Source organism: Bradyrhizobium sp., assembly GCF_035652035.1.
Classification (GTDB): Bacteria; Pseudomonadota; Alphaproteobacteria; order Rhizobiales; family Xanthobacteraceae; genus Bradyrhizobium.
The window spans coordinates 145,334-170,686 of sequence record NZ_DASREO010000075.1 but is presented as its reverse complement, the minus strand read 5'-3'; the positions used below and the strand labels follow the sequence as shown (position 1 = coordinate 170,686).

At 62.7% G+C, this 25,353-nt stretch carries 30 protein-coding genes; 17 read left to right on the top strand and 13 right to left on the bottom strand.

What is annotated here, in order from left to right; translation table 11 throughout:
* Window positions 1-3: 3 nt before the first annotated feature.
* Window positions 4-879 carry an acyl-CoA acyltransferase gene (locus tag VFB05_RS20725; RefSeq protein ID WP_325015602.1) on the bottom strand — a complete coding sequence of 292 codons (876 nt, stop codon included), beginning with the start codon at window positions 877-879 and terminating at the stop codon, window positions 4-6.
* 102 nt (window positions 880-981) lie between these two features.
* Between VFB05_RS20725 and VFB05_RS20720 the strand changes: the two genes are divergently transcribed.
* From VFB05_RS20720 to VFB05_RS20705, 4 genes are all read left to right on the top strand, one after another.
* Entirely contained in the window at window positions 982-1,227 is a 246-nt protein-coding gene (locus VFB05_RS20720) for an acyl carrier protein (protein WP_325015601.1), read from the top strand.
* The gene (locus VFB05_RS20715; RefSeq protein ID WP_325015599.1) at window positions 1,214-2,599 is read left to right on the top strand and encodes a class I adenylate-forming enzyme family protein; all 1,386 of its coding nucleotides are present in this window, start codon (window positions 1,214-1,216) and stop codon (window positions 2,597-2,599) included. The genes VFB05_RS20720 and VFB05_RS20715 overlap by 14 nt, the downstream gene beginning before the upstream one ends.
* On the top strand, window positions 2,592-3,326 hold the full coding sequence (locus tag VFB05_RS20710; RefSeq protein ID WP_325015597.1) for an SDR family NAD(P)-dependent oxidoreductase: 735 nt from the start codon (window positions 2,592-2,594) through the stop codon (window positions 3,324-3,326). Before VFB05_RS20715 ends, VFB05_RS20710 begins: the two co-directional genes overlap by 8 nt.
* Window positions 3,327-3,453: 127 nt before the next feature.
* Complete coding sequence (locus VFB05_RS20705; RefSeq protein ID WP_325015595.1) at window positions 3,454-4,614, top strand: DUF3095 domain-containing protein; 1,161 nt, start codon at window positions 3,454-3,456, stop codon at window positions 4,612-4,614.
* A 3-nt stretch (window positions 4,615-4,617) separates the two neighbouring features.
* On the opposite strand, the gene VFB05_RS20700 is transcribed toward VFB05_RS20705, so the two are convergent.
* The 3 genes from VFB05_RS20700 to VFB05_RS20690 all read right to left on the bottom strand — a co-directional run bounded on the left by VFB05_RS20700 (window position 4,618) and on the right by VFB05_RS20690 (window position 6,168).
* Window positions 4,618-5,061: a DUF2147 domain-containing protein gene (locus VFB05_RS20700; RefSeq protein WP_325015592.1), complete on the bottom strand. Its 444-nt coding sequence runs from the start codon at window positions 5,059-5,061 to the stop codon at window positions 4,618-4,620.
* A 58-nt stretch (window positions 5,062-5,119) separates the two neighbouring features.
* Window positions 5,120-5,578: a GNAT family N-acetyltransferase gene (locus VFB05_RS20695; protein WP_325015590.1), complete on the bottom strand. Its 459-nt coding sequence runs from the start codon at window positions 5,576-5,578 to the stop codon at window positions 5,120-5,122.
* An 83-nt stretch (window positions 5,579-5,661) separates the two neighbouring features.
* Entirely contained in the window at window positions 5,662-6,168 is a 507-nt protein-coding gene (locus VFB05_RS20690) for a hypothetical protein (protein ID WP_325015587.1), read from the bottom strand.
* 183 nt (window positions 6,169-6,351) lie between these two features.
* On the opposite strand from VFB05_RS20690, the gene VFB05_RS20685 reads away from it, so the two are divergent.
* The 10 genes from VFB05_RS20685 (at window position 6,352) to VFB05_RS20640 (ending at window position 13,852) form a co-directional block, all read left to right on the top strand.
* Entirely contained in the window at window positions 6,352-6,951 is a 600-nt protein-coding gene (locus tag VFB05_RS20685) for a superoxide dismutase (RefSeq protein WP_325015585.1), read from the top strand.
* Window positions 6,952-7,085: 134 nt separating this feature from the next.
* Window positions 7,086-7,460 carry a fluoride efflux transporter CrcB gene (crcB, locus tag VFB05_RS20680; protein ID WP_325015582.1) on the top strand — a complete coding sequence of 125 codons (375 nt, stop codon included), beginning with the start codon at window positions 7,086-7,088 and terminating at the stop codon, window positions 7,458-7,460.
* A 55-nt stretch (window positions 7,461-7,515) separates the two neighbouring features.
* A complete protein-coding gene (locus VFB05_RS20675; protein ID WP_325015579.1) occupies window positions 7,516-7,719 on the top strand; it encodes a hypothetical protein in 204 nt (67 codons plus the stop codon).
* Between the two features lie 163 nt (window positions 7,720-7,882).
* Window positions 7,883-8,641: an ABC transporter ATP-binding protein gene (locus tag VFB05_RS20670; protein WP_325015577.1), complete on the top strand. Its 759-nt coding sequence runs from the start codon at window positions 7,883-7,885 to the stop codon at window positions 8,639-8,641.
* A 3-nt stretch (window positions 8,642-8,644) separates the two neighbouring features.
* Complete coding sequence (locus tag VFB05_RS20665; protein ID WP_325015575.1) at window positions 8,645-9,514, top strand: metal ABC transporter permease; 870 nt, start codon at window positions 8,645-8,647, stop codon at window positions 9,512-9,514.
* Between the two features lie 8 nt (window positions 9,515-9,522).
* The gene (locus VFB05_RS20660; RefSeq protein ID WP_325015573.1) at window positions 9,523-10,404 is read left to right on the top strand and encodes a metal ABC transporter substrate-binding protein; all 882 of its coding nucleotides are present in this window, start codon (window positions 9,523-9,525) and stop codon (window positions 10,402-10,404) included.
* A gap of 55 nt (window positions 10,405-10,459) precedes the next feature.
* A complete protein-coding gene (locus tag VFB05_RS20655) occupies window positions 10,460-11,512 on the top strand; it encodes a GTP-binding protein (RefSeq protein ID WP_325015571.1) in 1,053 nt (350 codons plus the stop codon).
* Window positions 11,509-12,540: a WD40 repeat domain-containing protein gene (locus tag VFB05_RS20650; protein WP_325015569.1), complete on the top strand. Its 1,032-nt coding sequence runs from the start codon at window positions 11,509-11,511 to the stop codon at window positions 12,538-12,540. The genes VFB05_RS20655 and VFB05_RS20650 overlap by 4 nt, the downstream gene beginning before the upstream one ends.
* A 142-nt stretch (window positions 12,541-12,682) precedes the next feature.
* Complete coding sequence (locus tag VFB05_RS20645) at window positions 12,683-12,955, top strand: hypothetical protein (RefSeq protein WP_325015638.1); 273 nt, start codon at window positions 12,683-12,685, stop codon at window positions 12,953-12,955.
* Window positions 12,956-13,111: 156 nt separating this feature from the next.
* Window positions 13,112-13,852, top strand: coding sequence for an acetoacetate decarboxylase (locus tag VFB05_RS20640; RefSeq protein WP_325015568.1), 741 nt, complete (start codon window positions 13,112-13,114; stop codon window positions 13,850-13,852).
* Between the two features lie 40 nt (window positions 13,853-13,892).
* Here VFB05_RS20640 and VFB05_RS20635 read toward each other — a convergent pair whose 3' ends face one another.
* From VFB05_RS20635 to VFB05_RS20600, 8 genes are all read right to left on the bottom strand, one after another.
* Window positions 13,893-14,591, bottom strand: coding sequence for a hypothetical protein (locus VFB05_RS20635; RefSeq protein WP_325015566.1), 699 nt, complete (start codon window positions 14,589-14,591; stop codon window positions 13,893-13,895).
* A gap of 91 nt (window positions 14,592-14,682) precedes the next feature.
* Entirely contained in the window at window positions 14,683-16,122 is a 1,440-nt protein-coding gene (locus tag VFB05_RS20630; RefSeq protein WP_325015564.1) for a homospermidine synthase, read from the bottom strand.
* Window positions 16,123-16,233: 111 nt separating this feature from the next.
* Window positions 16,234-17,208, bottom strand: a complete 975-nt coding sequence (locus tag VFB05_RS20625; protein ID WP_325015562.1) for a cation diffusion facilitator family transporter — start codon at window positions 17,206-17,208, stop codon at window positions 16,234-16,236.
* Window positions 17,209-17,303: 95 nt separating this feature from the next.
* The gene (locus VFB05_RS20620) at window positions 17,304-17,690 is read right to left on the bottom strand and encodes a RidA family protein (protein ID WP_325015560.1); all 387 of its coding nucleotides are present in this window, start codon (window positions 17,688-17,690) and stop codon (window positions 17,304-17,306) included.
* Between the two features lie 41 nt (window positions 17,691-17,731).
* Window positions 17,732-17,899 carry a hypothetical protein gene (locus tag VFB05_RS20615; protein WP_325015557.1) on the bottom strand — a complete coding sequence of 56 codons (168 nt, stop codon included), beginning with the start codon at window positions 17,897-17,899 and terminating at the stop codon, window positions 17,732-17,734.
* Window positions 17,900-17,912: 13 nt separating this feature from the next.
* Window positions 17,913-18,491 carry an N-acetyltransferase gene (locus tag VFB05_RS20610; RefSeq protein ID WP_325015555.1) on the bottom strand — a complete coding sequence of 193 codons (579 nt, stop codon included), beginning with the start codon at window positions 18,489-18,491 and terminating at the stop codon, window positions 17,913-17,915.
* A gap of 123 nt (window positions 18,492-18,614) precedes the next feature.
* Complete coding sequence (locus VFB05_RS20605) at window positions 18,615-19,757, bottom strand: type III PLP-dependent enzyme (protein WP_325015553.1); 1,143 nt, start codon at window positions 19,755-19,757, stop codon at window positions 18,615-18,617.
* Between the two features lie 663 nt (window positions 19,758-20,420).
* On the bottom strand, window positions 20,421-20,708 hold the full coding sequence (locus tag VFB05_RS20600; RefSeq protein WP_325015551.1) for a hypothetical protein: 288 nt from the start codon (window positions 20,706-20,708) through the stop codon (window positions 20,421-20,423).
* Window positions 20,709-20,860: 152 nt separating this feature from the next.
* Between VFB05_RS20600 and VFB05_RS20595 the strand changes: the two genes are divergently transcribed.
* Together VFB05_RS20595 and VFB05_RS20590 are read left to right on the top strand one after the other, a co-directional pair.
* Entirely contained in the window at window positions 20,861-22,948 is a 2,088-nt protein-coding gene (locus VFB05_RS20595) for a M3 family metallopeptidase (RefSeq protein ID WP_325015549.1), read from the top strand.
* Window positions 22,949-22,968: 20 nt separating this feature from the next.
* Window positions 22,969-23,607, top strand: coding sequence for a DUF1007 family protein (locus VFB05_RS20590; RefSeq protein ID WP_414643228.1), 639 nt, complete (start codon window positions 22,969-22,971; stop codon window positions 23,605-23,607).
* 24 nt (window positions 23,608-23,631) lie between these two features.
* On the opposite strand, the gene VFB05_RS20585 is transcribed toward VFB05_RS20590, so the two are convergent.
* Window positions 23,632-24,030, bottom strand: coding sequence for an MAPEG family protein (locus tag VFB05_RS20585; RefSeq protein ID WP_325015547.1), 399 nt, complete (start codon window positions 24,028-24,030; stop codon window positions 23,632-23,634).
* Window positions 24,031-24,177: 147 nt separating this feature from the next.
* On the opposite strand from VFB05_RS20585, the gene hemH reads away from it, so the two are divergent.
* Window positions 24,178-25,215, top strand: a complete 1,038-nt coding sequence (gene hemH, locus VFB05_RS20580) for a ferrochelatase (RefSeq protein ID WP_325015546.1) — start codon at window positions 24,178-24,180, stop codon at window positions 25,213-25,215.
* Window positions 25,216-25,353: the final 138 nt, after the last annotated feature.

Here is a 25,353-nt window from a genome sequence, read left to right as displayed (position 1 = left end):
GTCTCACATGCCGAAAATGGCAAGCTCGGTGTCGGCGAGGTCGCCCAGTCTCGGCTGGCGCGGGCCTTTGAAATATTTGCGGCCCCGCGTCTCGCTGTACATGCCGGCAAGCCCTGTGATCGGACCATTGGCGTCGAGGATGACGACTGGTTTGCCGCGCCACGTCAGATACCGTCCGATCGTGCCCGCGCATCGGACAAAATCGGCAATCTCGCGGCAGTATCCGAGTTGGAGGATGGGCAGGGGGATGACCCCGCGGCGCTTGCGCAAGCGAAAGAAAATGAAGGGGACGGCTTCCTGCGCCGTGCGGCAGACGAGGCTGAGGCAGCCGTAAGCGGCATGGCGCTTGAGCATCGCCAGTTCATCGTCGGACAGGCCGGCGATGGAAACCGTGTCTGATGTCACGGCCTCGACGTGCATGCCGCTTCCGCCGAGCGACAATGCGGGAAGCGAGAAATGCAGGCCGCGGCAGTATACCTTGAACCCTTGCGCCTCGAGGATCGGCCATGTCGGCTCGGCTGGCGTGACGTTGAAGTAGGTCACGTCCTTGCGCTTCTGCGTCATCGACGAAAACAGTGCCGCGTAGTTGCGGAACTCCGGGTCGACATACCAGCTCGAGTTGTTGCAACACACGACGGCCTCGCCGTCGATCATCTTGGTCGAGTAGATCAGCAGCAGGCAGCCGACCGGTTTGCCGTCGCTTTCCATCAGATAGCCGTAGCGCGGCGCGCCTTCGGGCAGCGATCGCGTGCCTTGCCGCGTCAGGCCGCGCATCCAGTACTCGCGGCTGCGATGCACGAAACCCCTGGTGAGGAGTTCGGCGATCGCATCGACGTCGCTTTCCTCTATCTCGCGGAACCGCGGCTTGGCGGCAGACATGATGTTTACCAATGGAGGCGAAAGATCGCCCGACGACGGTTTAAGTTCACGTTTTCGCTCTATCATGGACTTTCAAAATTTTATGAGAATGCGGAGCAGTCCATGTCGGTAAGGTTAAAGATTATCTCGGCGATCGAGCAGATCGCGGCCGAGCAGAAGGTCGCCCTTCCGCCGCTGGAAGATAACCTCTCGCTGCACGAGACCGGCTTCGACTCGCTGGCATTTGCGATCCTGGTCGCGCGCCTCGAGGACGACCTTGGCATCGATCCGTTTACCATATCGGCGGACGCAAGCTTCCCTCTCACGATAGGCGATTTCATCAGGGCCTATGAAAATGTCCCCGCGTGAAATTTTCGCGCTGCGTGACTATCTCGATCCGGGCTTGACCGGTCGCACGCTGTCGGACGCGCGACACGAAGCGTCGCTGACGGATATTGCCGATCAGACCTGCCTCAAGGGCCGGCTCGCCGAACTCTCCGGCCGCTCGGTGTTGCTGGCCACATCGAGCCAGTTCCTCGCCGGCCTCGTCATGCTCGAGATCGACGGCATCGCGCGGCGCATGCTGCTGTGCCCGCCGGATCTCAACAGCGATCATCTTCAGGCGCTGATCGAAGACGCGGAGATCGACGCCATTGTCACCGACCAGCCGGACCGCTTTGTGGCGCCGGGAATTGTATTGACGGTCATCGCCAGCACGAAACTGCAGCCGGCGATCCGCGCGCAGACCGAACGCGCGACCGAATGGTTGATGCTCACTTCAGGCACGCTCGGTCTGCCGAAAATCGTCGGCCATACGCTCGAAGGCCTGACCGGCGCAATATCGGCCGACGCGCCGGCGCGCGGCAACAGGCCAATCTGGGCGACGTTCTACGACATTCGCCGCTACGGCGGTTTGCAGATATTTCTGCGCGCGGTCATCGGCGGCGGCTCGCTGGTCCTGTCCGAGCCGGGCGAGGCACTGGCTGATCACGTCGCGCGCCTCAACGAAAAGAGCGTTACGCATATCTCGGGAACGCCCTCGCATTGGCGCAAGCTGTTGATGAGCGGCGCGGCGTCGGCCTTTGCGCCGAAATATGTTCGTCTCTCCGGCGAAATCGCCGACCAGGCGGTGCTCGATGGTCTGCAACAGGCCTTTCCGGCGGCCTCGGTCGGTCACGCCTATGCCTCGACCGAAGCGGGCGTCGGCTTTGCCGTCAATGACGGGCTTGAGGGTTTTCCGGCTGCGATGATCGGGGCCAATCGCGATGGCGTCGAGATGAAGGTCGTCGACGGCTGCCTTCGTATTCGCTCAAAACGCGCGGCGCACGCCTATGTCGGCCGTCGCGCAAGCGCGCTGACCGATGATGAGGGATTCGTCGACACCGGCGACATGGTCGAGCTGCGCGGCGATCGTTATCACTTTGTCGGCCGGCGTGGCGGTATCATCAATATCGGCGGCTTGAAGGTTCATCCCGAAGAAATTGAAGCCGTGATCAACCGGCGTGACGAGGTGCGCATGTCGCGCGTCAAGGCGCGCAAGAGCCCGATCACCGGCGCCATCGTGGTTGCCGACGTCGTTCTGGCCGAAGGTTTTGACGCTCGCCGGAGCGACGAGATCAAGAGCCGCATCGTCGCCGATTGCAAGGCGAGCCTGGCGCCCCACAAAGTGCCTGCCATGATCAAGTTCGTCGACAGACTCGACATCACGGCGGCCGGAAAGCTCGCGCGATCAGATGCATAATGTTCTGGTCACAGGCGGCAGCCGCGGCATTGGGCTGGCAATCGCGCAAAGGCTCGCGGGGCACGGCTATAACGTGATTGCGGTCGCGCGCCGCGAAAGCGATGAACTGCGCGCTGGCATCGAGGCGGCCACAAAGGGCAGCGGCCGGATTCATTTCCGTAGCTTCGACCTCAGCGAGGTCGACGCCATCCCGGCCTTCGTGAAAGGCGTGCGCGACGAATTCGGCGCTATCTATGGCCTCGTCAACAATGCCGGCATCGGCACCGAGGGTCTGCTCGCAACTATGCACAACAGCGAGATCGAGGCGTTGATGCGCCTCAACGTGCTCTCGCCGATCATCCTCACCAAATATGTCGTGCGGCACATGATGGCGGACGGTGCCGGTGGCCGCGTCATCAACATGTCCTCGATCATCGCCTCCACCGGCTATAACGGCCTGTCGGTCTATGGCGCCACGAAAGCTGCGGCGACCGGCTTCACGCGCTCGCTGGCGCGCGAGGTCGGCAAGCTCGGCATCACGGTGAATGCGATTGCGCCTGGCTTCATCGACACCGAACTGACGCACAGCCTGGGCGCGGAGCAACGCCAGCGCATCGCTGGACGCAGCGCGCTGCGCCGCCTGCCTGAAACGGGCGATGTGGCGAGCATGGTGGAATTTCTCCTCGGCGAGGGCGGCCGCAACATCACGGGTTCCGTCCTGACGGTAGACGCCGGAAATACCGCCTGAGATTCGGCTCGCGGCTGCGCCGCCGGTAGCTTCGGTGTTTCGCTTGTGGTTATCTTGTCCGTCAACAGGCTGAACCTATTTTCCGGCTGCGCCGTATCTTCACCGTATCCATTCGCGATTGCGCGCCATGACCGCACCCGACGGCAGCGACGAGTTCTACGCCACCATTCCGGTGTTCCGGAGCTTCGAGCGCTTGATGGATCCGGCGCTCTATTCGCCGTTGCCGTCCGACTGGAGCATCGGCGTCGCCGACATCGTCGAGTCCACTAAGGCGATTGCGCAGGCGCGCTACAAGGCGGTCAACATGGCCGGCGCCTCCGTCATTGCGGCGGTGACCAACGCGCTCGACGGCCGCGAATTCCCGTTTGTGTTTGGCGGCGATGGCGCGAGCTTCGCGGTTGCGCCATCCGATCTCGACCGCGCGCGGGAGGCGCTCGCTGCAACCGCGAGCTGGGTCAAGGAAGACCTCGATCTTGCGATGCGCGTGGCGCTGGTGCCGGTCGCGGCGATCCGCGCGCAGGGGTTAGACGTTCGCGTCGCCCGCTATGGGCCGTCGCCCAATCTTTCCTATGCGATGTTTTCCGGTGGCGGACTTGGCTGGGCGGAAGCCGCCATGAAGCGCGGTGAGTTTGCCGTCGCGGCGGCGCCGCCGGGAACGCAACCCGACCTCTCCGGACTTTCCTGCCGGTTCGAGGAGATGCCGGCGATCCGCGGTCTCATCCTCGCCGTGCTGGTGATGCCGGTGCAGGGCGCCGATCCGGCCGCCTACCGCCGGTTGATCGAGGACATCGTCGCACTGGTCGAACGCAGCCCCGATAAGGGGCGCCCGGTGCCGCCAGGTGGTCCGCCGCTGCGCTGGCCGCCGCAGGGCGTTGAGTTCGAGGCGCGGGCCCAGCGCGGCGGCCCCTTGTTCGCACGGCGCCTTGGCGTGCTCGCCTATACGTTCTTTGCCTATTGCATCATGCGCTTTGGCATCAACATCGGCGGCTTTGCGCCGAAGATCTACATCCAGCAGGTCGTGGAGAACTCCGACTTCCGGAAATACGACGACGGTTTGCGGATGGTGCTCGATTGCACCCCGGATCTGGCGCGGAATCTGGGCGAGCGTCTGGCGCGCGCATCGTCCGCAGGCGTCGCGCGCTACGGCCTGCACCAGCAGGACGCTGCGATGATAACCTGCTTCACTCCGGCAGCCTCGCGGAGCGACCATGTCCATTTCATCGATGGCGCGCGCGGTGGCTACGCTTCGGCCGCCACCGCCCTCAAGGCGATGCTGGCAGACCGGTGAATTTCAGCGCGAGCTTCGGCTCCACTCTTCGCCGCCGCACAGCGATCCGACACAGCCTTCGACTTTCAGCGTGCCCGGTCCGCTGACGGAGATATTGCTCGCATAGGTTTTGCCGTCGTCGGCATTGTAAATCTGGCCCGACCATCGGTTCGGCCCGGACGGCCGCATCCCCGAGAACAGCGACAGCCCGATGATAGGACGCCTCGCCAGCGCCGGATTGGGGTTCTTGTCGTCGACCTGGGGTTTCCCGGTCTGAGGATCGATCGGCTCCTTGAGCCAGACCACAACGCCGCAGATTCCCGCGCCGCATCGGCCGACGCGCACCTTCGCGTCGCCTGCCTGGGTGAGCCAGATACCCTCTGGGCTTCCCGCGCTTTGCGCCATTGCAAGCGGGGCCGTCGTCAGTGCCGCGAGGGCCGCGGCGACGATTCGAAATCTGCGGGTCATTCATCTCTCCGGGAAGAATCGCGCCTGCATAGCAAGAAATGGCATTGGCGCAAATCCTTCACCACGGCATGCCGCACATGTCGATCGTGCCGAGCGTGGGCGCGCGCCGTTTCAGATCGAACACGAACGGTGTCATCGCTTCAAAGCGGATGCGGCCCTCCGGTTGCTCGGCATAGATCGCTCCGGCAAAAGGCTGCCAGCCGCGGGACTGGTAGAATTCGAAATTGTGCGGCTCGCAGAAGCCGCGGCGACGGTAGGCGGGATGGGTCGCGACGCCGCCAATGCCGCCGATATGCACCTTCTGGCCGTTCCAGGTCACGGTCCTGAAATGAATGCCGGCATGGCAGGCGAGTTCGCCGTCCTCGGTCTCGATCAGCACGCGCAAATCCGCATGCGCCCATTTGACGTGCCCCCAGAAAAGCTTCCCCATCTCGGCTGGCGGCCATACCGCATCCAGCAATTCTTCGGCCCGCTGCCAGGAATGATCGCCATTCAAAATTTCGATTTCGATACTCACGGCGTCACCTCGCGTGTTGCACAGCTTATCTTACGCGAAATGACCACGCTTGTTACGGACTGACTTGGCGTGGCGGCCTTGCTTCAATGGATGACGGTGCACTCGGCCTTGACGACCTGCGGCTTCGAACAATAGGCAAGTCCGATTGCGGTATGGAACGTGTATTGCGATTTGCCGCGCTTCAGCCGGTTCTCGACCTTGAGCGAGCACGAGTTGCCTATGATGGTGAGATCCACGATCAGGCTGTTGTTCGGATATTCGCGGATCGCCCGAAGCGTGTGTCTTCCGGCGACGTGCAACGAAGCCGAACCGTTGGGCAATTCGATCTTTCCTCCCAACTTGCCGTTATATTCGACCATGCCTTCAACGTTGGATGACATATCGACGGTGGCACTGCGATCGGTGGCCAGCGAGGCCGTGCCCTCGGCATGAACCGGAAAGCCTTGTATCGGCGGATTTTCGCAATTGGCGATCCCGTCGACGCTGAACTTGCCGCGGATGACGTCTCCGGCAGCCCTGCCCGAAACAGGTGACATCACAATCGAGACGGCAAGCAGCGCAACGGCGTAAACGAATCTGGTCTTCACCATTTCAGCCCCCATAAATGCCTCATCCCCATGAGAAATTCGATTTAATGCGATCGCGCACCGGTTGGCAATTGCAACGCGCTGTGCCCCGGCGGGGCCGGTCGAATTCAGTTTTTTGCGGCCAAGGAACCTTCTATAAAGGTTCCCGTTAGCCATCGTATCCCACTCTTTTCGGACATGACCCCAATGACCTTCACGCTCCCCGACCTTCCCTATGCCTACGACGCCCTCGCGCCGCATATGTCGAAGGAAACGCTGGAATTTCACCACGACAAGCATCACCAGGCCTATGTGACCAACGGCAACAACCTGCTGAAGGGGACCGAATTCGAGGGCAAGTCCCTGGAGGAGATCGTCAAGGGCTCGTTCGGCAAGAACGCCGCGCTCTTCAACAATGCGGGCCAGCACTACAACCACATCCATTTCTGGAAGTGGATGAAGCCCAATGGCGGCGGCAGCAAATTGCCGGGCCGGCTCGAAAAGAAGATCAACGAGGACCTCGGCGGGTTCGAGAAATTCAAGACCGATTTTGCCGCCGCCGGCGCCGGCCAGTTCGGCTCGGGCTGGGCCTGGCTGTCGGTCAAGGGCGGCAAGCTCGAGGTCTCCAAGACGCCGAACGGTGAAAATCCGCTGGTGCATGGCGCAACGCCGATCCTCGGCGTCGACGTCTGGGAGCACTCCTACTACATCGACTATCGCAACCGCCGCCCGGACTATCTGAAGGCGTTCGTCGAGCACCTCGTGAACTGGGACTATGTCGACGAGCTGTTCGGCAAGGCGTCCTGACCTGCGAGATCAACGGTCTCACAAAAGCGGCAGCGCGAGCTGCCGCTTTTTTCGTTGATGTTGCTGTTTCCTGAAGCTTGCAGGGTTAGCGCCCTTGCGGCAAAGCTGATGCCGGCAGCTTGGGGACTTCAGGGATGAACTATTTTCTGGTTTTTATCGGCGGTGGCCTCGGCTCGTGCCTGCGCCATACGGTGAACGTGATCTGCCCGCGTCTTCTCGGCAATCACTTCCCGTATCACACCTTCATCATCAACATCACCGGCTCGACCATCATGGGTCTGATCGCCGGCTATCTCGCCTTCAAGGGCGACGCCGTCCAGTCCTGGCGGCTGTTCATCATGACCGGCATTCTGGGCGGCTACACCACCTTCTCGGCATTCTCGCTGGATGCGGGGCTGCTTTACGAGCGAGGCGAGGTTGGCCTCGCGGCGCTCTACGTGTTGGGCTCGGTGGTGCTGTCGATCATCGGGTTGTTTGCCGGCCTCGCAATCGTGCGGTCGATGGCCTGAGGCCGTCGGGGCCCTATCGGTAGACTTGCCGGATGTTACATTATAACATCTAGCGATGGTAAGCTCCCACGGCCACGATCACGCCCAACTCCATCACCACGGCCATGGTCACGCCCACAGCCATGGTCCGGCCGCGCCGCATCCGGCACAGGCGGTCGCCTGGTCGATCCTGCGGATGACGGTGGTTTCGCGGCTGATGGCCGCGATCGCCGTCAGCGCCGTGCTCTGGGCCCTCGTCTGGCTAGTGTCCCGGTTCTGACATTCGTATGGTGTCTCGGAGGGTTCGTTTACGAATGTCAGAACCAAAGGGGACACTAGCAAATATAGGATTCCAGTGTGGTTTGGGATTTGACATTCGCCTGGAGGACTCGCGGTGATGCTGATGCGAATGTCAAATCCCCCACACTGACGATGAAGTAACGATGGCACCGCAGCTGCAATTTCACGACGTCACGCTGGGCTATGACCGGCACCCGGCCGTGCATCACCTGAGCGGCGAGGTTGCTTCCGGCGCGCTGCTCGCCGTCATTGGACCGAACGGCGCTGGAAAGTCGACGCTGTTTCGCGGGCTGGTCGGAATCCTCAAGCCGCTGTCGGGCACCATCCTGACCGATGGCATTAACCCGAAGGATATCGCCTATCTGCCGCAGACGGCCGATATCGATCGCAGCTTTCCGATTGCGGTGTTCGACTTCGTCGGCACCGGGCTGTGGCGCAGGACCGGCTTTTTCGGCGGCATCGGCAAAGGGGCGCGCGAAAAGATCGCTCAAGCCCTGGGGGCCGTCGGCCTCAGCGGGTTCGAGAACCGGGGCATCGGCACGCTGTCGGGTGGCCAGATGCAGCGCATGTTGTTTGCGCGCGTGTTGTTGCAGGATGCGCGGCTGATCGTGCTCGACGAGCCCTTCAATGCGATCGACGCGAAAACCTCGGCCGACCTGCTGGCGCTGGTCAGGCAATGGCACGCCGAAGGGCGCACGGTGCTGGCGGCGCTGCACGACATGGATCTCGTGCGCGCCCATTTCCCGGAAACGCTGCTTCTCGCCCGCGGGGAGGTTGCCTGGGGCGCAACTGCCGACGTGCTGACAGCCGAGAATCTCGCCGAGGCGCGGCGGATGTGCGAGGCCTTCGACGACAGCGCGGCGACCTGCGTCGTTCATGATGACGCGTCCGAGGCTGCCTGAGCCATGATCTACGACGCGCTGATCGCGCCATTCACCGAATTCGAATTCATGCGCCGGGCGCTCGCGGCCGTGGTGGCGCTGTCGCTTGGCGCAGCGCCGATCGGCGTGTTTCTGATGCTGCGGCGGATGAGCCTGGTCGGCGATGCGATGGCGCATGCCATCCTGCCGGGAGCTGCGGTCGGCTTTTTGCTCTCGGGCCTCAACCTGTTTGCGATGACGGCAGGCGGGCTGATCGCGGGCTTTGCGGTAGCGCTGCTGGCGGGCGTCGTGGCGCGTGCGACCGAGCTGAAGGAGGACGCTTCGCTTGCGACCTTCTATCTCGCATCACTTGCGCTCGGCGTTACCATCGTCTCGGTCAAGGGCACCAATATCGATCTCTTGCACGTGTTGTTCGGCAATATTCTCGCGATGGACGACCAGACGCTGCTCGTGGTCGCCTTCAACGCCACGCTGACCCTGACCGTGCTTGCGGTGATCTACCGGCCGCTCGTCATCGAAAGCGTCGATCCCTTGTTCCTGCGCACCGTGAGCCGGGCAGGGGCGTTTGCCCACCTCGTGTTCCTGGCGCTCGTCGTCGTCAACCTCGTCAACGGCTTCCAGGCGCTCGGCACGCTGCTCGCGGTCGGCCTGATGATCCTGCCGGCGGGGATTGCACGGTTCTGGTCGCGTGAGCTGACCGGCATGATCTCGATCGCGGTCGCAGCTGCGATCTTTTCGGGATATGCCGGATTGGTGCTGTCGTTCCAGACCCGCATTCCCTCAGGCCCCGCGATCATCCTGGTGTCGGCGCTGCTCTACGTCGTCTCGATCCTGTTCGGCAATGTTCGCGGTATCGTCAGGCAGCTCTTTCCGGCACCTCATCTCGAGGCGTGAGGCGCTCGATGCGAAGCTGGCGTGGTCTCCCTCTTTTACTGGTGTTGGTGCTATGGCTCGGCGCGGCGCCGGCTGAGGCGCAAACGCGTGTCAATGTCGTGGCGAGCTTTTCGATCCTCGGCGATTTCGTCAGGAACATCGGCGGCGATCGGGTCGACGTCACGACGCTGGTCGGCGCCAATGGCGACGTGCATGTCTACACGCCGACGCCGGCAGATGCGCGCACGATCGCCGCGGCCAGACTGCTTGTTGTCAACGGCTTCGGTCTCGAAGGCTGGTTGCCGCGGTTGCTGCAGGCGGCAGGCGGCAAGGCCTCGATCGTGACGGCTACTCAAGGCATCGCGCCGCTCAAGGCTGGCTCCGATGCCGATCCGCATGCCTGGCAGTCCGTCGCCGATGCGGAAAAATACGTCGCCAATATCCGCGACGCACTTATCGCCGCCGATCCCGCGGATGCGGATGTTTTTCGACAAAATGCGTCAAATTATCTGGCGAGGCTCGAGACGCTCGATGCGGAGGTGCGTCAAGCGGTCGGCCGGATTCCGCAAAGCCGCCGCAAGGTAATTTCGACCCACGGTGCCTTCGGTTATTTCGCCGCCCGCTACGGCATTGAGTTCATCGCACCGATCGGGGTTTCGACCGAGGCCGAACCAAGCGCGCGGGACGTTGCCAGGATCATCGCCCAGGTGAGAAAGGCTCATATTCCGGCGGTCTTTCTGGAGCGGATCGGCGACCCCCGCCTGATCCGCCGGATATCGGAAGAGACGGGGGCGAAGGTCGGCGGGACGCTCTATTCCGACAGCCTGACCGATGAAAAGGGCGATGCCCCCACTTACATTGACATGGTCAGGCACAATATTAGAACCCTGACGAGCGCGCTTGCGGATTAGGACCGAAATGGTCCTCCGACGAGCGTCAAAAATACCGGTTTCTCGCGGAGTACCTATGTCCGAACTGACGTCCCAAAAAATTCCTGTGACCGTGCTGACGGGCTATCTCGGCGCCGGCAAGACCACGCTTTTGAACCGCATCCTGTCGGAAAACCACGGCAAGAAATACGCTGTCATCGTTAACGAATTCGGCGAGATCGGCATCGACAACGACCTGATCATCGGCGCCGATGAAGAAGTTTTCGAGATGAACAACGGCTGCGTCTGCTGCACTGTGCGCGGCGACCTCGTGCGCATCCTCGACGGCTTGATGAAGCGCAAGGGCAAATTCGACGCCATCATTGTCGAGACCACGGGCCTCGCCGATCCCGCGCCGGTGGCGCAGACGTTCTTTGTCGATGAAGACGTGCAGAAGAATGCGCGGCTCGATGCTGTCGTGACGGTGGCCGACGCGAAATGGCTGAGCGACCGCCTCAAGGATGCGCCGGAAGCCAAGAACCAGATCGCGTTTGCCGACGTGATCGTGCTCAACAAGACCGATCTTGTTTCAAGGGGCGAACTTGCCGAGGTCGAGGCGCGGATCAGGGGCATCAATCCCTATGCGAAACTCCATCGCACCGAGCGCTGCAAGGTCGCGCTGTCGGACGTGCTGGAGCGCGGCGCGTTCGACCTTGATCGCATTCTCGAGATCGAGCCGGATTTTCTGGAGGAAGATGATCACGACCACGATCATCATCACCATGATCACGACCATCACCACCACCATGACCACGATCACGGGCATGGCCTGAAGCACTATCACGACGAGGACATGCAATCGCTGTCGCTCTCTTCGGACAAGCCGCTCGATCCCCAGCGGTTCATGCCGTGGCTGCAGAACCTGGTCGCGACCGAGGGGCAGAAGATCCTGCGCTCGAAGGGCATCCTTGCGTTCCATGACGATGATGACCGTTACGTGTTCCAGGGCGTGCACATGATGCTGGAGGGCGACCACCAGCGGCCGTGGAAGGACGGCGAAGAGCGCCTGAGCCGGCTCGTCTTCATCGGCCGCGAATTGCCCGAAGAAGCGATCCGCGAAGGCTTTGAGAGCTGCATCGTCGCGCGATGACCGATTTCGATCCGGGCGAATCCGCCTCCATTGTATCCGTCACCGACAAGGTGCGTTCGATTGCGATCGGCGCGCCGGTCAGCGCCGTGCATTTTCTTAAAGAGACCGCGGCTTTCGTCGGCTCGGAAGAAAACATCTTTGTTGTCGCCGGCGAGGGGGAGCCGACACCGATCGCCGTGCATGGCGGCGGCATCCTGTGCGCCGCCTCCGACGGCAAGCGTCTTCTCACCGGCGGCGATGACGGCAAGGTCGCCTCAGTCGACGCCAAGGGCGAAGTTGCGGTGCTCGCGACCGACGCCAAGCGCCGCTGGATCGATAATGTGGCTGTTCATCCCGACGGTGCGTTTGCCTGGTCGGCGGGCAAGACAGCGTTCGTCCGCGGGACCAAGAATCAGGAAAAACCGGATCAGGAAAAATCGCTCGACGTCCCCTCGACCGTCGGCGGACTTGCTTTCGCGCCGAAGGGACTGCGGCTCGCGGTTGCGCATTATAACGGCGTGACGCTGTGGTTTCCCAATATGGCGGGCGAGCCGGAATTTTTGCCATGGGCAGGCTCGCATCTGGCGGTGACCTTCAGCCCCGACAACAAGTTTCTGGTGACGGCGATGCATGAGCCGGCGCTGCACGGCTGGCGTCTTTCCGACAACAGGCATATGCGCATGACCGGCTATCCGGCCCGCGTGCGCTCGATCGCGTGGAGCGCCGGCGGCAAGGCGCTCGCGACCTCGGGCGCCGACATGGTCATCATGTGGCCGTTCGCGAGCAAGGACGGTCCGATGGGCAAGGAGCCGGCGATGGTCGCGCCGCTGAAGTCGCGCGTCACCGCGGTCGCCTGCCATCCGGATCAAGCGATCCTCGTTTCAGGTTACGAAGACGGTACCGTGCTGATGGTGCGCTTGAGCGACGGCGCGGAAATCCTGGTGCACAAAAATGGCGGCGCGGCCATTGCCGGACTAGCCTGGAACGCCAAGGGTACGCTGCTCGCATTCGTGGCCGAGGACGGCGAGGCGGGCCTTCTGGAGCCTTGAGCGCGTTTAGTTCCGGGTTCCAGGTTCGAATTTCAGCGGAACAACATTTTCCAGCGTCTGTTAACGCTCACGATGCATTTGTGAGCGGAAGATGATGTTGAATGATCGAAAGCAGCGGGCGGAGTTTTTTGTCGCGTCAGTAATGCTGGTGACGGGATTGTCGCTGACCGGCTTCTCGGTCGTCTCCACCACGCTCACCAACGTTCAGCTTGCGCAGGCAACGCCGCCCTTGCAGGGCACGCCGTCGACCAAGCCCGACGACAAGCCTGCGGAATCAAAACCCGGCGGCACGCGTCCGACGACGCCCGCGCCCGAGCCGGCTCGTCCCGATACGCAGGCGCAAAAAGAGGGCGCCAAGCCCGCGCTTCCGCCCGCGCCTCCAGAGAAGATGGCGCCTCCAATGGAGAAGAAGTGATCGACTAACCGTTGGGAATCGGCGGCTTCCCAACATCGCCTGATGCCAGGATGTGATCCGATCATGCTGGAATTGGCCGGTTGGGTCGCCTTTACGTCACCTTGTTCCCCCATAGTTCGGCCGCGCAAAGCGTTGACCGCATTCCGGGAGAACATCATGAAGATCGAGGACGTCCGGCGAACCGCCTATTCCATGCCGCTGACCAGCCCGGCCTTTCCGCCGGGGCCCTATCGCTTCTTCAACCGCGAGTATTTCGTCATCACGTATCGTACCGATCCGGAAGCGCTCGCCGCCGTGGTGCCTGAGCCGCTCGAGGTCACCGAGCCGGTCGTCAAATACGAATTCATCCGCATGCCCGATTCAACCGGCTTCGGCGACTACACCGAAACCGGTCAGGTGATTCCGGTGCGTCTCAAGGGCGAGGAGGGCGCCTATACGCACGCAATGTATCTCGACGATGAGGGCCCGATCGCGGGCGGGCGTGAGCTATGGGGATTTCCGAAGAAACTGGCGCGGCCCAAGATCGAGGTCGAAAGCGACGTGCTGGTCGGCACTTTACACTACGGATCCGTGCTCTGCGCCTCGGCGACCATGGGCTACAAGCATCGCCCCGTGGATCTCGACACCGTCCTGAAAGGGATGAAGACGCCGAACTTCATTTTGAAGATCGTGCCGCATGTCGATGGCAGCGCGCGCATCTGCGAACTCGTGCGTTTCAATCTCGAGGACATCACGTTGAAGGAAGCCTGGACCGGTCCCGCCGCGCTCGGCCTGTTTCCGCATGCGCTCGCCGATGTGGCGCGGCTGCCGGTGCGCGAGGTGGTCTCGGCGCTGCATTTCAAGGCCGATTTGACCTTGGGGCTTGGCAGCGTGGCGTTCGACTACATGGCGCGGTGATCGCACCTCTCTCGGACTGCTTGACCGTCTGCGGCGCCGCCTAGTCGCCAAAAAAGCTGAAGAAGCGAGGAGGCGGTTCGCTGACCAGGCGCGGTGGGGGATCGTCGTCGTAGAGTTCATAACGTCGCGGGCGTTCGCCAAAACGCGGCGGCCGTTGCTGTCCGACAACGTCATCGACCCTTGTGTCATACGGCATCTGGCGAGCGGCATTGGTCGCCTCATTCAGGCGGCGGTCATCCTGATCCTGTCGCCGCCGGCGTTCCGATTTGCGGTCATCGGAATATCTTCGTTCCACTCGCTTGCGAGCGACCTTGTTCTGGTCGGGGGAACCGCTGGCGCGCTCGCTTTTCACGGGCGCCGCATCTTCGCTCTTGGCCGCTGGCGCGGGGTTGCTGGCCGCGGGCGCGGGTTTTCCGCTTGTAGCGGCGTCCGCCTTGGCCGCAGCCGCGGGAGGATCTTGAGCCGGTTGTGAATCAGCGGCCGCGGTTTGCGGCGGCGTCTCTTGCGCTTGGGACTCCGTATCCACCTTTTTCGGATCCGTCGACGCCGGCTTCTGATTCGTCGGCGCGGAATTCGCGCCTATCGTCACTCGGGCCGTGGTGCCCGCATTCTGGCGCTCCAGCCTGTTCGGGGGCTGGACCGTGCTGGTCGTGATCATGTTGCCGCAGGCTACTCCGAACGCGATGGCAGCGACGGTCGTTCCAATGCCGGCAAGATACGATGTCCCGCTGAAGGCCATGTCATGTCCTCCGATTTCGGAGGTGCAACGCGGCGTGGCTTTGCGCGTTCCGGGAACTCAGGCGCTTACGGAGCGATGAGAGAGTTTTCGTTCACCGCACCAGCACGTTCCTGAATTGCCAGGGATCGCTGGTGTCGATGTCCTCAGGGAACAGTCCGGGACGATCGGTGAGCGGCGTCCAGTCGGTGTAGTAGCCTTTCACCGGGCCGAGATACGGCATCTGGATTTCCAGGAGACGATCGAAATCCATCTCGTCGGCTTCGACGATGCCTTCGTTCGGGTTTTCCAGCGCCCACACCATGCCGCCGAGCACGGCGGAGGTCACCTGCAGGCCGGTGGCGTTCTGATAGGGCGCCAGTTCGCGGGTCTCCTCGATCGAGAGCTGCGAGCCGTACCAATAGGCATTATTGTCGTGGCCGAACAGCAGCACGCCGAGCTCGTCGATGCCATCGACGATTTCGTTCTCATCGAGGATGTGGTGCTTTTCCTGCATCTTCCCTGCGCGGCCGAACAACTCATGCAGCGACAGCACGGCATCGTCAGCCGGATGGTAGGCGTAATGGCAGGTCGGCCGATAGATTGCAGTGCCCGATGCGTCACGTACCGTGAAATAATCCGAGATCGAGATCGACTCGTTGTGGGTGACGAGAAAGCCATACTGCGCACCGCGAGTCGGACACCAGGTTCGCACGCGCGTGTTGGCGCCAGGCTGCATCAGATAGATGGCGGCGCCGCAACCGGCCTGGTGAGTGTGCGCATTTTCGGGCATCCATTTCTCATGGGTGCCCCAGCCGAGTTCTGACGGCTGCATGCCTTCCGACAGAAAACCTTCCACCGACCAGGTGTTGACGAACACGTCAGGCTCTTTCGGCGACTTGGAGCGCTGGGTGTCGCGTTCGGCAATGTGGATGCCTTTCACGCCAGCCTGCCGCATCAGGTCCGCCCATTCGGCTTTGGTCTTCGGCCTGGGGGCATTGAGCTTCAGATCGGCGGCGACATTGAGCAGCGCCTGCTTGACGAAGAAGGAGACCATGCCGGGATTGGCGCCACAGCAGGAGACGGCCGTCGTCGAGCCCTTTGGCCGCGCTTTCTTGGCCGCCAGTGTGACCTCGCGAAGGGCGTAGTTGGAGCGCGCCTCCGGGCCCTTCGACGCATCGAAATAGAAGCCGAGCCAGGGCTCGTTGACGGTGTCGATGTAGAGCGCGCCAAGTTCGTTGCAGAGCTCCATGATGTCGGTCGAGCCGGTGTCGACCGAGAGATTGACGCAAAAGCCCTGGCCGCCGCCTTCGGTGAGCAGCGGGGTCAGCAAGTCGCGATAGTTGTCTTTTGTCACGCCTTTCTGGATGAAGCGCACATTGTGCTTCTCGCAATGCGCCTTGCGGCCCTCGTCTTTGGGATCGATCACCGTGATGCGCGACTTGTCGTAATCGAGATGCCGCTCGATCATCGGCAGCGTGCCTTTGCCGATGGAGCCGAAGCCGACCATGACGATGGGGCCGGTGACGCGGGCAAGCACGGATGAAGCGGACATCGAGGGTCTCCGAAACGGATGGGATTGGCCAAAACGTAATCCGTTCAAAACGGCAATTGGCCGATGAAATCAAGTCCTGAGGTTCAGGGATCTGTGGCTGTCATAAAGCCGTTACACGACGTGATCCGGCGCCAGGGCGCAATCGATAGTGGCCATCTCGATCTGCAAGGTGGCGTGGCCAATGCCGAAGCGCTGCTGCAGCTCGCGGCAGATTTCGCTTAAGAAGGCGTCGCCAGGGTGTCCGGCGGGCGTCACCAGGTGCGCGGTGAGCGCGGTTTCCGTGGTGCTCATTGGCCAAACGTGCAGGTCGTGCAGCGAAGCCACACCAGGACGGCCCGCCAGGTAGGCGCGCACCGCGGCCGGGTCAATGCCGGAGGGAACCGCTGCCATCGACATTGCGGTGCTGTCCCGCAACAGTCCCCAGGTGCCGACCACGATCGCCCCGACGATGGCAAGGCTGACGAGTGGGTCGAGCCAGAGCCAGTCTGTGAGCATGATCAACGCGCCGGCAACGACGACGCCGGCCGAAATCGCCGCATCGGCCGCCATGTGCAGGTATGCGCCGCGAATGTTGATGTCGCTGTCGCGGCCGCGCGCAAACAGCGCGGCGGTGAAGCCGTTGATGGCGATGCCAATCGCCGCGACAACCATCACGGTGATGGTGGCCACCGGCTCCGGCTGCAACAGCCGCTGCGCGGCTTTCAGGATAATGGCGCCGGAAGCGATCAGCAGCAGCACCGCGTTAAGTAGCGCGGCGAGGATCGAGGTTTTGCGCAGGCCGTAGGTCAGGCGCGGTGTCGGCGGGCGGCCCGACAGCACCGCGGCGACCCACGCTGCCACGAGACCCAGCACGTCGGAAAGGTTGTGTCCGGCGTCGGCAAGCAGCGCGGTGGAGTTCGCGAGCAGGCCGTAGACGACCTCGACGAGTACGAAGCCGCCGTTGAGCGCGACGCCGATCGCGAAGGCAAGGCCAAAGCTCGCCGGCGCATGGCTATGGCCGTGTTCGCCATGACCATGATCGTGGCCATGGTGCGCATGGCCTGCATGGTCGTGGTTGTCGTGCCCATGATGATCGTGCGCGCTCATGTCTTGATCATATCACCCGCGCAGATGAGGCGACAATCGCCGAGATTTTCAGTGCAAGATGTGATGTTATTATCTTACGTCGGTGACTGCAGCGATCACGCGCGCCGCTTGGCGGTGACTTCGATCTCGACCTTCATTTCAGGCTTCAAGAGACTAGCAACCACGAGCATCGTGGCCGCGGGGCGAATGTCGCCGAGAACTTCGCCGCAGACCTTGAAATGCGCATCCGCATTGTTGACGTCGGTGAGATAATAGGTTGCGCGGACGATATCGGTCATCGCGAAACCGCCCTCCTTCAAGGCCGCTTCGATGGTCTTGAAGCAGTTTCGTGTCTGGCTTGTGACATCCTCCGGCATGGTCATGGTGGCGTAGTCATAGCCGGTGGTGCCCGCGACAAAGGCCATATCGCCGTCGATGACAGCGCGGCTGTAGCCAGCGGTCTTCTCAAAAGGCGAACCGGTCGAGATCAAACGGCGGGGCATGTGGAGCCTTGGTTCGGGTCTGGATTGCGAACGGAATTAGCTCAGGGCAGACGCCGTGTCACGTCCGGCGGCGGCGGCGGGGAGCCCCATCGCCTGACTAAAATGTCCCGGACGATCAGCAGGCTCAACGCCATCACGAGCATGGTCGTGATGAGGCCGCGAAAGCGCGTGTGCGGCACCGCGCGTGCCGTCGGCAGGTTCTTGCGCATGGCGTCGGCTCCGCTACGCCGCGCGGGCGCGCGGCGCCTTCCGCATGGGAAGCGCCGAGCCGGTCGGCACGATCAGGCCCTGCGCGCCATCGAGCGCGCCAGGCGCAAGTTCGAGGCCGAGCAGGCGGTCGCGCTCGAACGGGCCCGGCAGCGACAGCTCGGCCGTCTTCTGGGCCGAGAAGCCGAAGCGGGCGTAGTAGGGCGCATCGCCGAGCAGGATCACCGCGCGATGGCCACGCGCCGTCGCCGCCGCGAGCGCATGGTCCATCAGCGCGGTCCCGACCCCGAGCTTGCGGGAGGTGCTATCTACCGCAAGCGGGCCGAGCACGAGCGCCGGGGTGCCCCCGGCGCTGACGTGCCACAACCGCAAGGTACCGACCAGGTGCCCTTCGGCCACAGCCGAGAAGGCAAGGCCTTCGGCGGGCGCGCGTCCGTCGCGCAGGCGCTGGCAGGTGCGCAAATGGCGATTCTCGCCAAATGCGGCATCGAGCAGCGCTTCACGGGCGACGACGTCTGAGGCCTTCTCCGCACGGATCGCGAACGGAGCGGCGTTCAGGGTGAGGGCGAGCTTGGTCTTCCGAAAAGCAGTCATGGCACGTCAGTCCCCACAGCCTAACGAGCGGCACGCCCGCGGCTGCGTTGTCCAAATCGGCGATGTCAGGGAGGGAGCCGGCGGACCGGCTCCCAGTGATGTCAGGCCTTCAAATCGGCCAGGTCAGATGTGGTAGGTCTTGAGCGGCGGAATGCCGTTGAAGGCCACCGACGAGTAGGTCGACGTATAGGCCCCGGTTCCCTCGATCAGCACCTTGTCGCCGATCTCGAGCGTGACGGGGAGCGGATACGGCATCTTCTCGTACATGACGTCGGCGGAATCGCAGGTGGGCCCAGCGAGCACGCACGGCGTCATCTCGGCCCCGTCATGCGGGGTGCGGATCGCGTAACGGATCGACTCGTCCATGGTCTCGGCGAGACCACCGAACTTGCCGATGTCCAGGTACACCCAGCGCACCTCGTCCTCGTCGCTCTTCCTGGAGATCAGGACGACTTCGGACTCGATGATACCCGCATTGCCGACCATGCCGCGTCCCGGTTCGATGATCGTTTCCGGGATCTGGTTGCCGAAATGCTTGCGCAGCGCGCGGAAGATCGACCGGCCGTACTGCACGACCGGAGGAACGTCCTTGAGGTACTTGGTCGGGAAGCCGCCGCCCATGTTGACCATGGAAAGGCTGATCCCCCGCTCGGCGCAGTCGCGAAACACCTGAGAGGCCATCGCCAGAGCGCGGTCCCAGGCCTTCACCTTGCGCTGCTGCGAGCCGACGTGGAAGGAGATGCCGACCGGCTCCAGGCCCAGGCGCTTGGCGAGGTCGAGCACCTCGACCGCCATTTCCGGGTCGCAGCCGAACTTCCGCGACAGCGGCCATTCGGCGCCGGCGCAGTCGTAGAGAATGCGGCAGAACACCTTCGCAGCCGGAGCCGCACGGGCAACCTTTTCGACCTCGGCGGCGCAGTCCACCGCAAAGAGCCGAATCCCCAAGGCGAAAGCGCGCGCAATGTCGCGCTCCTTCTTGATCGTGTTGCCAAAGGAGATGCGGTCCGGCGTTGCGCCTGCGGCCAGCGCCATCTCGATCTCCGCAACGGTCGCGGTATCGAAGCACGAGCCCATCGAGGCGAGCAGCGACAGCACTTCCGGCGCAGGGTTGGCCTTCACCGCGTAGAACACGCGGCTGTCGGGCAGCGCCTTGGCGAAGCTCTGATAGTTGTCGCGCACCACTTCGAGGTCGACGACGAGGCAAGGCTCGATGTCCTGGCCCTCGTTCCGGCGGTTGCGCAGGAATTCCCTGATGCGTTCGGTCATAGCACCCTCCAAACGGTCCAGCGACGGACCCGTTCAAAATGTTCTCGGTCGTAGGTGCCGTGGTCGTTGCCGCACGATGGAGACGCGACAGGACCTCGAACCTCAAACCGAATTGTGCTGCCGTGGATTGGTTGGGAATTTTCCCGCCCGATCACCTGGCAATGAAGGACAAGCCTTTTCAGTAGCCCGCGCCGGCGGTTGGAATGCCGGTAGAGACCAAAAAAGCCCGATCCGTCGTTGCTTTAAGTCGCGTCCCCCGTTGAGAACGAGGTGCGCCGGTTCGCCTCCGGCTGCCAGTCACGGTTGCAAGGAGAGAAGGGACCTTCAACGGCACCTCTGGAGAGAGATGCTGGCCTCTCGAGTCTGTAACTCGAAGCGACCCTCGGTCTTCTTCAACCCTTGGCGGCTGTCCGGCCTCTTGTCCGGATACCTACCGACTGACACACGACCACAGGCACGTGCGAAATTGGGCAAGTCCGCACATAAGACTTTTGAGTCTGCTTCGCAACAATTTTTTTAGGCTGAGCGCAAATTTCCCTAACGCGCGCTTACGTCGCCGCGCTCGAGGCACGAAAACGGAGTCGAAGATGAACGTGCGTTAAGTTTGTTTAAGGAAGCGTAACGCCGGCGAGCCCCATGAAGCGCGCGCTCGCGCTCTTCGACTCACGCGCGGCGCGTGAACGGCTCGACACGCTGCGCGGCGCGGATGAACGTGATCATCACGAACACGCCGATCGCAAACAAGATGGCCTGCAGGATATGAGCCCAGGTGTCCTGCGACATGCTCAGGAAGAAATCCTCCGGCGGAAGGATGATCGCGAGCGCCCAGCCGCCGGCGAAAGCCGCGCCGAACACTTCCGCGCTGATCAGCACCGCCGCGCTGAGGACGGTGATGACGCTGGGCCAGGCGATCTCGCGGCGGCCGGTGGTCGGTGAGGTTTTTGCGCTCATGGTCGTGAACTCATAGATGCCGGGACAGTTCCCGTTTTCGGGCCGCAATCTCCATGAAAAGCGGGCGTCTATCAAGCGCAAAAGGCGCAAAAAAGCCTCACCGCGTGATATAGCAGCGTCAAGGAATTTGCGAAGAAATACGGGATTTTTGGATGTCAGACATTGCCGAAACCGTGGCCACGCCTGCAGAGGCCAACCCGCTCCTGATCGCCTGGCAGACACCGGATCAGACGCCGCCCTTCGACGAGATCAAGGTCGAGCATTTCCTCCCCGCCTTCGAGCAGGCCTTCGCCGACCATGCGGCGGAGATCGCCGCGATCACCCACGATCCGGCGCAGCCGGACTTCGACAACACGATCACGGCGCTGGAGCGCTCGGGCAAGCTGCTCTCCAAGGTCTCGGCCGTGTTCTACGCGCTGGTGTCGGCCCATTCCAACCCGGCGCTGCTCGAGGCCGACAAGGAGGTGTCGTTGCGGATGGCGCGGCACTGGAATCCGATCATGATGAACGCCGTGCTGTTCGGCCGCATCGTCCAGCTCCACGATAATCGGGCGACGCTGGGCCTTGACGGCGAGCGGATGCGGCTCCTGGAGCGCACCTATACGCGTTTCCACCGCGCCGGCGCCGGGCTTGACGAGGCCGCCAAGGCGCGGATGGCCGAGATCAACGAGCGGCTCGCCCATCTCGGGACGACCTTCAGCCACCATCTGCTCGGCGACGAGCAGGACTGGTTCATGGAGCTTGGCGAGGCCGATCGCGAGGGGCTTTCGGAGAGCTTTGTGGCGGCCGCGTGCGCCGCCGCCGAGGAGCGGGGGCTTGCCGGCAAGGCGATCGTGACGCTGTCGCGCTCGTTCGTGGAGCCATTCCTGAAGACATCGACCCGCCGCGACCTGCGCGAGAAGGTTTACAAGGCCTTCACCGCCCGCGGCGACAACGGCAACGCCAACGACAACACCGCGACCATTGTCGAGATCCTGGCGTTGCGCGAGGAAAGCGCCAAACTCCTCGGCTATCCGACCTTCGCCGCCTATCGCCTGGAAGATTCCATGGCGAAGACGCCTGAGGCCGTGCGCGGTCTGCTGGAGCGGGTCTGGAAGCCGGCGCGCGAGCGGACGCTGGGCGACCGCGACGCGCTCCAGGAGATGATCGCCAAGGAGGGCGGCAATTTCGCGCTTGCCCCCTGGGACTGGCGCTTCTACGCCGAGAAGCTGCGGCAGGTCAGGGCCAATTTCGACGATGCTGCGATCAAGCCCTATCTCTCGCTCGACCACATGATAGCGGCGGCCTTCGACTGCGCCAGCCGTCTGTTTGGCCTCTCCTTCGAGGAGCGGAAGGATATCCCGGTCTGGCATCCGGATGTCCGGGTCTGGGACGTCCGCGATCGCAACGGCAAACACCAGGCGCTGTTCTATGGCGACTACTTCGCCCGGCCCTCCAAACGCTCCGGCGCGTGGATGACCTCCTTGCGCGACCAGCAGAAGCTCGATGGCGAGATCACGCCTTTGATCCTCAACGTCTGCAACTTCTCGAAGGGCGCCGAGGGCGAGCCGTCCTTGCTGTCGCCGGACGACGCCCGCACGCTGTTCCATGAGTTCGGCCACGGCCTGCATGGCATGCTGTCGGACGTGCTGTTTCCCTCGTTGTCGGGCACCAGCGTATTCACTGACTTCGTCGAGCTGCCCTCTCAGCTTTACGAGCACTGGCAGGAGCAGCCGCAGGTGCTGCGCCAGTTCGCCCGCCACTACCAGACCGGCGAGCCGCTGCCGGACGACCTGCTCAAGCGCTTCATCGCCGCGCGCAAGTTCAACCAGGGCTTTGCCACGGTCGAATTCGTGGCCTCCGCGCTACTCGACCTCGAATTCCACACGCAGGCCGCCTCCGCCAGCGCGGACGTGCGCGCCTTCGAGCGTCGGGAATTGGAGAAAATCGGCATGCCCGCGGAAATCGCGATGCGGCACCGGCCCCAGCAGTTCGGCCATATCTTCTCCGGCGATCACTATGCGTCGGGCTATTACAGCTACATGTGGTCGGAGGTAATGGACGCCGATGCTTTCGGCGCGTTCGAGGAGGCAGGGGACATCTTCGATCCGGCAACTGCAAAGCGGCTGCACGACGACATCTATTCCTCCGGCGGCTCGCGCGATCCGGAAGAGGCCTATGTCGCCTTCCGCGGCAGGGACCCCGAGCCCGACGCGCTGCTCCGCCGCCGCGGCCTGCTCGAAACGCCCGAGGCTGCATGAAAAGGCTGCCTGAGATGAGGCTGGTTCGGCGCAGCCTCGCAAGCCTGCTGTTTGGTGCCATGGGGGTGCTGGGCGCGACGGCTGCGCAGGCCCATCCCGACGTCTGGATCACCTCTTCGAGCGAACTGCTGTTTGCGCCGGACGGCTCAATGACCGGCGTGCGCCATGCGTGGACTTTCGACGACATGTTCACGACCGGCGCCTTGCAGGAGATCGACGGCAAGGCAAAGGACGCCTACTCCCGCGAAGAGCTGGCGCCGCTTGCACGGACCAACGCCGAATCGCTGAAGGAGTTCGGCTATTTCAACTTCGCAAAGGCGGACGGGAAGAATGTGAAGTTCGACGAACCCGTCGATTACTTCATGGAATACAGCCGCGACCGGCTGACGCTGCATTTCACCTTGCCGCTTAAGCAGCCGGTGAAGCCGAAGGAGCTCGTGCTCGACGTGTTCGATCCGACCTTCTTTGCGGACTTCAAATTCGGCGGGAGCGACTCGGTCAGCCTGGTCGGGGCGCCGCCTTCCTGCACGATCGGGCTGCAGCGGCGGCCGATGGATCGTGCGGCGCGTGCAAAGCCTGTGGACGAGCATCCAGCCGATGACGATCATGACGAGGCCGGTGCGATGTTCGCCAACCGGATCACGGTGGCCTGTCCGTGAGGGCGGGTGCGCGGGGGCTGCGCGTCAGATCGGCAGCAACTTTCGCAAGCCCGGCAGGAAGAAGATTGCGATGTTGATCACAAAGCCCATGCTCCACAGGATCGAGCGAAGGGTAGGCCGGTTGCCGATGTAAGTGAAGACATAGGCAATCCGCACGATCACAAACAGGACGGCGAGTTCGTTGATCAGGTTCTGGGGTGAGCTGCGAAATTCGGCGAGCAGCACCGCGGCCGCAAAAAACGGAAAGGCCTCCAGCCCGTTCTGGTGTGCGCCGAACGCGCGGGCCGCAATCGGGTCGTTATAGAAAGCCGGATCGCGCGGTCTGGAATTGTCGAAAACGCCATGCCTGAGCCATTTCACCGAAGCGATGCTCAGCAGACTGAGCATCAAGCTTGCGAAAACGCACCATTCGGCGACGGTCATGGCTCCCCCGGCCTGCGGAAGTTATTGCCGGACATAAGGACAACGTCGGTTGCTTGCCCCTTGCGATGTCCGGCCTGCTCTTGGCCATGACAGTACCGAACCTGCCGTTGCCTTGACAAGGTTGGTCCGACGCGCGAAGCCAGCCGCATGAGCGTGGTTTCTCCAAGCGATCTTTCAACGCCTGCCGCCGGGCCCGCACCGGCGCGCATCGGGGTGCTGCTGGTCAATCTCGGCACGCCCGATACGGCGGACGCGCGCGGTGTGCGTGTCTACCTGAAGGAGTTTTTGTCGGACCCCCGCGTGATCGAGAATCAGGGCTTGCTGTGGAAGCTCGTGCTCAACGGCATCATCCTGCGCACGCGCCCGGCCCGCAAAGCGCGCGACTATCGCAAGATCTGGAATACGGTCGCGGACGAGTCTCCGCTCAAGACCATCACCCGCGGGCAGGCCGACAAGCTCGCGGCCAGTATCGCCGACCACGATCATGTCGAGGTCGATTGGGCGATGCGTTACGGCAACCCGTCGATTGCAGAGCGGATCGGTGCGCTGACGGCGCAAGGCTGCGATCGCCTGCTGGTCGTGCCGCTCTATCCGCAATATTCGGCGGCAACATCGGCGACGGTGTGCGATGAGGTGTTTCGCGTGCTGGCGGCAATGCGTGCGCAGCCGGTGCTGCGGGTGACGCCGCCTTATTACGACGATCCCGATTACATCGAAGCGCTCGCGGTTTCGATCGAGACACATCTGAAAGGGCTTTCGGCTCAGCCTGACGTCATCGTCGCGTCATTTCACGGCATGCCGCAGAAATATGTCGACAAGGGCGATCCCTATGCACGCCAGTGCGAGGCGACGACGGACGCGCTTCGCAAACGGCTTGGCTTGGATCAAACGAAGCTGCTGCTCACCTATCAGTCGCGCTTCGGTTTCGACCAGTGGCTTCAGCCCTATACCGACAAGACCATGGAAAAACTTGCGAAAGACGGCGTGCGCCGCGTCGCCGTCGTCACGCCGGGATTTTCCGCCGATTGCCTGGAAACGCTGGAAGAAATCGCGCAGGAAAATGCCGAGATCTTCAAGCACAATGGCGGCGAGCAGTTTTCATATATTCCCTGCCTGAATGACAGCGAGGGCGGCATGGATGTGATCCGCCAGCTCGTTTTGCGCGAGCTTCAGGGCTGGGTATGATCTCCTGAAAGTCAAGGCGGTCAATCCCACTCGTTTTTCTTCTCTTCGAACCTTACATTTGCGGCAGGTGACCAATGGACGGGTTGGCTGCGCTTGAGAAGCGTTTGCAGGAGAGTTTTCAGGCTTTGCTGTTCACCT